6 protein-coding genes, 1 tRNA gene and 1 other annotated feature are annotated in these 7906 nt (G+C 49.1%); of the genes, 6 read left to right on the top strand and 1 reads right to left on the bottom strand.

The window, feature by feature from the left end:
- Nucleotides 1–187 precede the first annotated feature (187 nt).
- Nucleotides 188–1654 (top strand): IMP dehydrogenase, encoded by a 1467-nt coding sequence (gene guaB, locus ACRPK8_RS15630; protein WP_432238973.1) that lies wholly within the window; start codon nt 188–190, stop codon nt 1652–1654.
- Nucleotides 1655–1696: 42 nt separating this feature from the next.
- Here the strand turns inward: guaB and ACRPK8_RS15625 are convergent, their stop codons facing one another.
- The gene (locus tag ACRPK8_RS15625; RefSeq protein ID WP_432238972.1) at nt 1697–3100 is read right to left on the bottom strand and encodes a PLP-dependent aminotransferase family protein; all 1404 of its coding nucleotides are present in this window, start codon (nt 3098–3100) and stop codon (nt 1697–1699) included.
- 115 nt (nt 3101–3215) lie between these two features.
- Here ACRPK8_RS15625 and pdxS point away from each other — a divergent pair, with 115 nt between their 5' ends.
- From pdxS to ACRPK8_RS15600, 5 genes are all read left to right on the top strand, one after another.
- Entirely contained in the window at nt 3216–4103 is an 888-nt protein-coding gene (gene pdxS, locus ACRPK8_RS15620; protein WP_432238971.1) for a pyridoxal 5'-phosphate synthase lyase subunit PdxS, read from the top strand.
- Nucleotides 4097–4675 (top strand): pyridoxal 5'-phosphate synthase glutaminase subunit PdxT, encoded by a 579-nt coding sequence (gene pdxT, locus ACRPK8_RS15615; protein WP_432238970.1) that lies wholly within the window; start codon nt 4097–4099, stop codon nt 4673–4675. Before pdxS ends, pdxT begins: the two co-directional genes overlap by 7 nt.
- An 86-nt stretch (nt 4676–4761) precedes the next feature.
- Nucleotides 4762–6003 (top strand): serine hydrolase, encoded by a 1242-nt coding sequence (locus ACRPK8_RS15610; RefSeq protein WP_432238969.1) that lies wholly within the window; start codon nt 4762–4764, stop codon nt 6001–6003.
- A 12-nt stretch (nt 6004–6015) separates the two neighbouring features.
- Nucleotides 6016–6223, top strand: a binding site (T-box leader).
- 61 nt (nt 6224–6284) lie between these two features.
- A complete protein-coding gene (gene serS, locus ACRPK8_RS15605; RefSeq protein ID WP_432238968.1) occupies nt 6285–7562 on the top strand; it encodes a serine--tRNA ligase in 1278 nt (425 codons plus the stop codon).
- Between the two features lie 136 nt (nt 7563–7698).
- Nucleotides 7699–7789: transfer RNA gene (locus ACRPK8_RS15600), tRNA-Ser, on the top strand.
- The last annotated feature ends 117 nt before the right edge of the window (nt 7790–7906 follow it).

The following is a 7906-nucleotide window of genomic DNA, read 5'->3' as shown; positions in this document are numbered from 1 at the left end:
GGGGCTTCCCCCTGTGAGGATAGGACGTTGCCAGGCACTTGACCGATCTGCAGATTGCAGGTCGGTCTTTTTGTGTTATGTGAAACTTCAGACTGTTCTGATTATTGGTCATGTCATTGACATGACACCCTCTGCTTGTTACCATAACATCAATATTCTTTTATAAAAGAGAAAGCGAGTGGATAACATGTGGGAGAACAAATTTGCTAAAGAGGGTTTGACGTTTGATGACGTCTTACTCGTACCCCGTCGTTCGAGTGTCTTACCGCGCGACGTTGATTTATCTGTCACGCTATGTGAAGGGATCACACTTAATGTTCCATTGATCAGTGCTGGGATGGATACCGTTACAGAAGCTCCAATGGCAATCGCGATGGCACGTCAAGGCGGTCTTGGTGTCATTCATAAGAACATGTCAATGGAAGAACAAGCAGAACATGTCGATCGCGTCAAACGTTCTGAAAATGGTGTCATCACGAATCCGTTCTATTTGACACCAGAGCGTCAAGTCTACGATGCTGAATATTTGATGAGTAAATACCGCATCTCAGGTGTTCCAATCGTTAACAACGAAACAGAGCGTAAATTAGTAGGGATTTTGACAAACCGTGATCTTCGCTTCGTCAAGGATTACTCAACTGTCATTGAAACGGTGATGACGACAGAAGAACTCGTGACAGCAAAAGTCGGTACGTCCCTCGCTGAAGCAGAACAGATTCTCCACAAGCATCGCATCGAAAAGTTACCACTCGTTGATGAGAACGGTGTATTAAAAGGATTGATCACAACAAAAGATATCGAAAAAGTCGAACAGTATCCACATGCTGCGAAAGATCAATTTGGTCGTTTACTCGTCGCAGCAGCTGTCGGTGTCACAAAAGACGCTTCGACACGCGCGAAGTTCCTTGTTGATGCTGGTGTCGATGCACTCGTCGTCGATACAGCACATGGTCATTCAGAAGGTGTACTCTTCAAGGTACGGGAACTCCGTGAAGAATATCCAAATTTACCGATCATTGCAGGTAACGTTGCAACAGCAGAAGCAACACGCGATTTGATTGAAGCCGGTGCCTCAGTCGTCAAAGTTGGTATCGGACCTGGTTCAATCTGTACGACACGTGTTGTCGCAGGTGTCGGTGTACCACAAATCACAGCTGTCTTCGATTGTGCGACAGAAGCACGGAAACACGGTGTCTCGATCATCGCTGACGGTGGGATCAAGTACTCTGGCGATATCGTCAAAGCACTTGCTGCTGGTGGACATGCTGTCATGCTCGGAAGCTTACTTGCAGGTGTTGAAGAAAGCCCGGGAGAAATGGAAATCTACCAGGGTCGTCAATTCAAGACGTACCGTGGTATGGGTTCTGAAGCTTCGATGAAACGCGGTAGCCAAGACCGTTACTTCCAAGAAGCAGACAAGAAGTTCGTTCCAGAAGGTATCGAAGGACGTGTCGCTTACCGGGGGAAACTCGGCGACTCGGTGTATCAACTCGTCGGTGGAATTCGTTCAGGTATGGGATACTGTGGCGCTGCGACGTTAGAAGAGTTGCGTGAAGAGACACAGTTCATCCGCATGACAGGTGCCGGCCTCCAAGAGAGCCATCCGCACGATATTCAAATTACAAAAGAAGCTTCCAACTATACACGTCAATAAGCAAAAGCCTCGTCTTTCTCCAGTAGAAAGGCGAGGCTTTGTTCATGAGGATGTATGCAAATCCCACGCGTTCATCAATTGTCGTAAACCTTCCGCCAACTCCTGCTCGGATAGACTCGCAAATCCAAGAACGATTTGAGGCGTACCGGAGAGAAGGGGTAACTGGGCATATTGGGAGAGACCGTATACCTGAATCCCACGTCTCTGTGCCTGTTGAACAAGTTCCTGTTCCGTCATCCCGTTCGCTACGGATACGACGACATGCAGTCCGGCACTTTCACCAGTCAAGCGTAAGCCTGGAATCCGGCGAAGTGACTGGATGAGGACATCGAGTTTGCGGCGATAGACCTTACGCATCCGGTTGAGGTGTCGTTCAAAGTCGCCTTCTTTCATGAAACGTGTCAAAATCGTTTGATCAAAGCGTGAGACACTGCATGTATAATGCGACAGTTCCGCTTGATACCGTGCCCGTAAGACTTCGGGTAAGACCATATAACCGATTCGGAGGGATGGCATGAGCGACTTCGAGAACGTACTCATGTAAATGACACGATTACTGTCCATATTGTGTAAAGATGGGATCGATTTACCGCTATAGCGGAATTCGCTATCGTAGTCGTCTTCGATGACATAACGAGCAGGATCCATCGCTGCCCAGTTCAACAACTGATGTCTTCGATTCACGGAGAGGATACTACCGGACGGAAACTGATGTGCCGGTGTGACATACATGACGTCAACGTTTGATTCCTGCAGTTGATCGATGCGCAGTCCGTTCGCATCCACCCGGATCGGTTCGAGCACGCGGTCGTGATTTTCGAGTAACAGGCGTGTCGTATGATATCCCGGGTCTTCGATACCATACGTGACGTCTCGTCCTAATAAGAAGAGGACGAGCGGTAACAACTGTTCGACTCCGGAACCGACGACGATCTGCTCCGGCGAACAGACGACACCACGTGAATGGTAGAGATAGGTCGCAATCTCTTCACGCAGCGCTAAATCCCCTTGTGGATGACCGAGCGAGACGAGTGGATGGTGATCGGTATCGATGATATCTTTGGCATATTTTCGCCAACGGGCAAACGGGAAAGAAATTCCTTCGATCTTGCTTGGATGAAAGTCATACAGGATGACGGGTTTATCTTTAGTCACACGCGGCTGGACGACGGGTGAGGTTTTGACATAGGCAAGCTCCTCGTAAGCCAGGACGAAGTAGCCCTTACGCGAGATGGATTCAACGTATCCTTCAGCGACGAGCTGCTGATAGGCAAGTTCAATCGTCGTTTGACTTAAGTTCAAGAATTGACCGAGTTTTCGTTTAGACGGCAGCTTTGCTCCGTAGGCTAGACGACCGGCAATGATTTCATTTCGGATTTGTTGGTAGAGCTGTTCGTAGAGTGGGGTATCTTGATTGCGCGTCAGTTGAAACGAAAGCATATCCATCCTGTGTTCTCCTTTATCTTTATCTGACCTGTTTAAATCATCATAAACTGATACTTTTAAAAGTGTCAATGTTCTCTATACTGAAGAAGTAAAAGTTAACCAAGGGGGAATGGGTATGGAACGTCAACAAGGAACGGATCGTGTCAAACGGGGAATGGCTGAAATGCAAAAAGGTGGCGTCATCATGGATGTCGTTAATGCCGAACAAGCAAAAATTGCGGAAGCGGCAGGAGCTGTTGCGGTCATGGCACTCGAACGTGTTCCGTCGGATATCCGGCGTGACGGTGGTGTCGCGCGGATGGCGGATCCACTGATTACGGAAGAAGTGCTGGGAGCGGTCTCGATTCCGGTCATGGCAAAATGTCGGATCGGTCATATCGTCGAGGCGCGGGTCCTGGAATCGATGGGGGTCGATTTTATTGATGAGAGTGAGGTCCTAACACCGGCAGATGAGCAATATCACTTACTAAAATCCGAGTTTACCGTCCCGTTCGTTTGTGGCGCACGGGATCTTGGGGAAGCCGCTCGCCGGATTGCCGAAGGGGCAGCGATGATTCGGACGAAGGGGGAGCCTGGGACCGGAAATGTCGTCGAAGCGGTTCGCCATATGCGACAGATTCAAGCGCAACTGAAGCAGATCTTGAATGTCAGTCCGGATGAATTGATGACCTTTGCGAAGGAATGGGGCGCTCCGTACGAAGTATTGCGTGATATCCGGACACAGGGAAGATTACCGGTCGTCAATTTTGCAGCAGGCGGAGTTGCAACACCGGCCGATGCTGCCTTGATGATGCATCTTGGGGCAGACGGAGTTTTTGTCGGATCGGGCATCTTTAAGTCCGAGCATCCGGAACGCGTTGCTCGTGCGATTGTCGAAGCTGTCACCTATAAGGATGATTTTGAACGGATTGCGTTCTTATCAAAAGGACTTGGAACAGCGATGAAAGGAATCGATGTCACATCGATGCCGTTTGAGGAACGGATGGCGACACGCGGATGGTAATCGGTATTCTGGATGTTCAAGGCGCTGTCCGCGAACATCAACAGCATCTCGAAGGTCTTGGTGTAGAGGTCGTTCTCGTCAAACAAACGAGTGATCTGGACGGACTCGATGGGCTCATCTTACCCGGGGGAGAATCGACAGCCATGCGTCGACTGATCGAACGTTATGCGATGCTCGAACCGCTTCGGGAACGAGCGACATCGTTACCGATGTTTGGAACGTGTGCCGGAATGATTCTACTCGCAACCATCGTTGAAGCAGGGCAAAGTCATCTTAATGCGATTTCGATGACAGTCCGGCGGAATGCTTTCGGTCGACAGATCGATTCCTTTGAAGGGCTGTTACCGGTTGAGGGAATTGAAGAACCGATCGAGGCAGTCTTCATCCGGGCACCACTGATTCTGTCGATCGGGGAAGGCACACGAGTGATCGCGAAAGTCGAAGACCAGATTGTTGCCGTCGAGACACCGCTTCACCTGGCTTGTTCATTCCATCCTGAACTGACAGAGGACGACCGGTTGCATCGTTATTTTCTGGAGAAGATCAATTCCTTGCAGCAGGTCCATCCCTGAAAATAGTGTCCGACAGTAGTTGCTGTCGGACGCTTTTTTTATGCTACACTAATTGTACGAAGAACATCGGGTGAAGGAGAGGACCAATGAAACGAACCTGGATGCTCTGCTTAAGTATACTGATCGTCCTGACCGGTTTTCCATTAACCGGGAATGCGGCAAGACCATCAATCAAGGCAGAGTCTTACATAATGACTGATGCAGTCACAGGGAAAATCCTGCTGCAATCCGAGGCGGATGTCGCTCTGCCTCCGGCTTCGATGACGAAGCTGATGACGTTGTATCTCGTACGACGGCAGATCGAGTTAAAGAAATTGACGTGGGATCAGAAAGTCAGACCGAGTGCGAAAGTGTTAAAGCTCGCGCGAACACCGGGAGTCGCTCGTGTTCCGCTTCAGAACAAGACCTATACGATCCGCGAACTCTACAACGCAGCATTCATCAAATCGGCAAATGATGCAGCGGTCATGTTAGCCGAAACCGTCGCCGATTCAGAAGCGACGTTCGTTGAAAAGATGAATGAAACAGCGAAACAGTTCGGGATGAACGATACGGAGTACGCAAATGCCTCCGGTCTTGATGCCGTCGATGCGACGCTGCCTGGAACGAACTTAATGACGGCAACGGATATCGCCTTACTCGTCATCCGCTACATCAAGGATTACCCGGACGTACTCGATGTGACGAGCAAAACACAGATGAAACTCGACGGAGAAGTCTTGAACAATTCGAATAAGATGCTGGCGAAGGAAAAATTCGCATATGTCGGTATGCGGGGGATGAAGACAGGAACAACCGATTTAGCCGGGTATTGCTTCGCGAGTGTAACGACGCGGGATAATATGACGCTTGTCACGGTCGTGATGCGGACGGATTCCGATCAAGCCCGCTTCAAGGAAACGAAAAAACTGCTCGATTATGGTTTTGCGACGTTTGAACCGTTGACGTATTACGGAAAAGGCGAACGGATCAAAGACGTTCTTCCGATCAAAGGTGCCACCGTCCGCAAACTAGATGTCGTCACGGACGGCTCGTTGTATGTGACAGTACCGAAACATACAACGACACGTGAACCACGTTTCGAATTTTCAAAAGCGACGGCACCTGTCACCAAACAAGAAGTCGTCGGAACGGTGCAAGTTGCAGATGATGGCATCTATCTACCCGGATTTGATACCCCACGTGTGAATTTGTATAGTGCGACATCTGTTCAGCTGGCGAGTGTTCCGACGCGACTCGTCCGCGCCTGGACAGCGTGGTCGAAGCAAATCGAACAAGCGATTCAACAATCAACTCTTGTCAACTTCCAAGGCGATGGTGTAAAGTAAGACTAATCTCATAAAGATGCTATGAACGGACCAAGTAGATGTATCGATACTGTTAAGAGAGCTAGTGGGTGGTGTGAACTAGTCAGATCGATGGATTGAATCGAGCCGGGTCGCACACCTTGCGAACAAGGTGCGGGTACGCCCGTTATCGCGTCTTAAGTTGGCTAGATGTGTCTAGCAATGAGGGTGGCAACGCGGATCCAGGTGATTCGTCCCTTTTCGGTAGAAATACCGGAAAGAGACGAGTCGCCTTTTTTTATGACATAAAGGAGGAATTACAAATGATTGATATTAAACGATTACGCCAAGATTTTGACGCTATTCAAGAAAAGTTAGCGCACCGGGGAGAGGACTTAACGGACATGAACCGTTTCCTCGCACTCGATGAAAAACGCCGGGAGCTGATTGCGCGGACAGAAGTGTTAAAAGCAGAACGAAATGAAGCAACGAAAAAGATTGCTGAACTCAAGCGCAATAAAGAAAATGCGGATGAAGCGATCGCTGCGATGCGTAGTGTCGGGGACGAAATCAAGACACTTGACGACGAGTTACGTGACGTTGAAGCGACACTGAACCAACTGCTCCTCGGTATCCCGAATATTCCACATGACAGCGTACCGGTCGGTTCTTCTGAAGATGACAATGTCGTCATTCGTGAAGTCGGTGACAAACCAGCGTTTGACTTCGAAGCCGTTCCACACTGGGATTTGATGGAGCAATTGAAGATCGTCGACGTCGAGCGTGCCGGAAAAGTCACGGGTAGCCGCTTCGTCTTTTATCGCGGGGCCGGTGCACGTCTTGAGCGGGCATTGATCAACTTCATGATGGATCTTCACCAAGATCAGCACGGTTACACAGAAATCTTGCCACCGCTCATGGTCAACCGCGATTCTATGACAGGAACAGGACAACTGCCGAAGTTCGAAGAGGATGCGTTTAAAGTTGAAGAGACGAACTACTTCCTCGTACCAACAGCAGAAGTTCCAGTGACGAACATGCACCGTGAAGAGATCCTAATTGCAGATCAGTTACCGATCGGTTATGCCGCGTACAGCCAATGTTTCCGTTCAGAAGCCGGTTCTGCCGGACGCGATACACGCGGTTTGATCCGTCAGCATCAATTCAATAAAGTCGAACTCGTTCGTTTCGTTAAACCAGAAGAATCTTACGAGCAACTTGAATTGTTAACAGGACAAGCCGAAACAGTCTTGAAAAAGCTGAAACTGCCGTATCAAGTATTGAGCATGTGTACAGCTGATCTCGGATTCACGGCTGCGAAGAAATACGACATCGAAGTGTGGATGCCAAGCCAAGGCGTTTACCGTGAAATCTCTTCTTGTTCAAACTTTGAAGATTTCCAAGCACGTCGGGCACAGATCCGTTTCCGCCGCGAAGCAAACGCAAAACCAGAATTCGTTCATACGTTAAACGGTTCTGCTCTTGCAGTCGGTCGGACAGTTGCTGCGATCTTAGAGAACTACCAGCAAGCGGATGGATCAGTTGTTATTCCAGAAGTGCTTCGTCCATACATGGGTGGTCTTGAAGTGATTCAAGCTTAAGTCAGAAGGGGGAGTAATCCCCCTTTCTGTATTTTAAAAAGTTTTTTTAGAAAAGGTCTTTACACGTTAAAAGGCAGATGCTATCATAATTAATGTCAGGAAAACAGACAGGTCATCATGATCTGATATGAAGTACGGAGGCGTACTCAAGTGGTTTAAGAGAACGGTCTTGAAAACCGTCAGGCGGCGAAAGCCGTGCGTGGGTTCGAATCCCACCGCCTCCTCCATTTTTATTTTTTTGACAACGACATGCACGTTTTATAGCTTGGAGGCGTACTCAAGTGGTTTAAGAGAACGGTCTTGAAAACCGTCAGGCGGCGAAAGCCGTGCGTGGGTTCGAATCC

Source organism: Exiguobacterium sp. TDN 0502 (assembly GCF_050846835.1).
In the GTDB taxonomy this organism is placed as follows: domain Bacteria; phylum Bacillota; class Bacilli; order Exiguobacteriales; family Exiguobacteriaceae; genus Exiguobacterium_A.
Note: the sequence above shows the minus strand (reverse complement) of the source record. Positions and strands in the feature narration are given on the sequence as shown.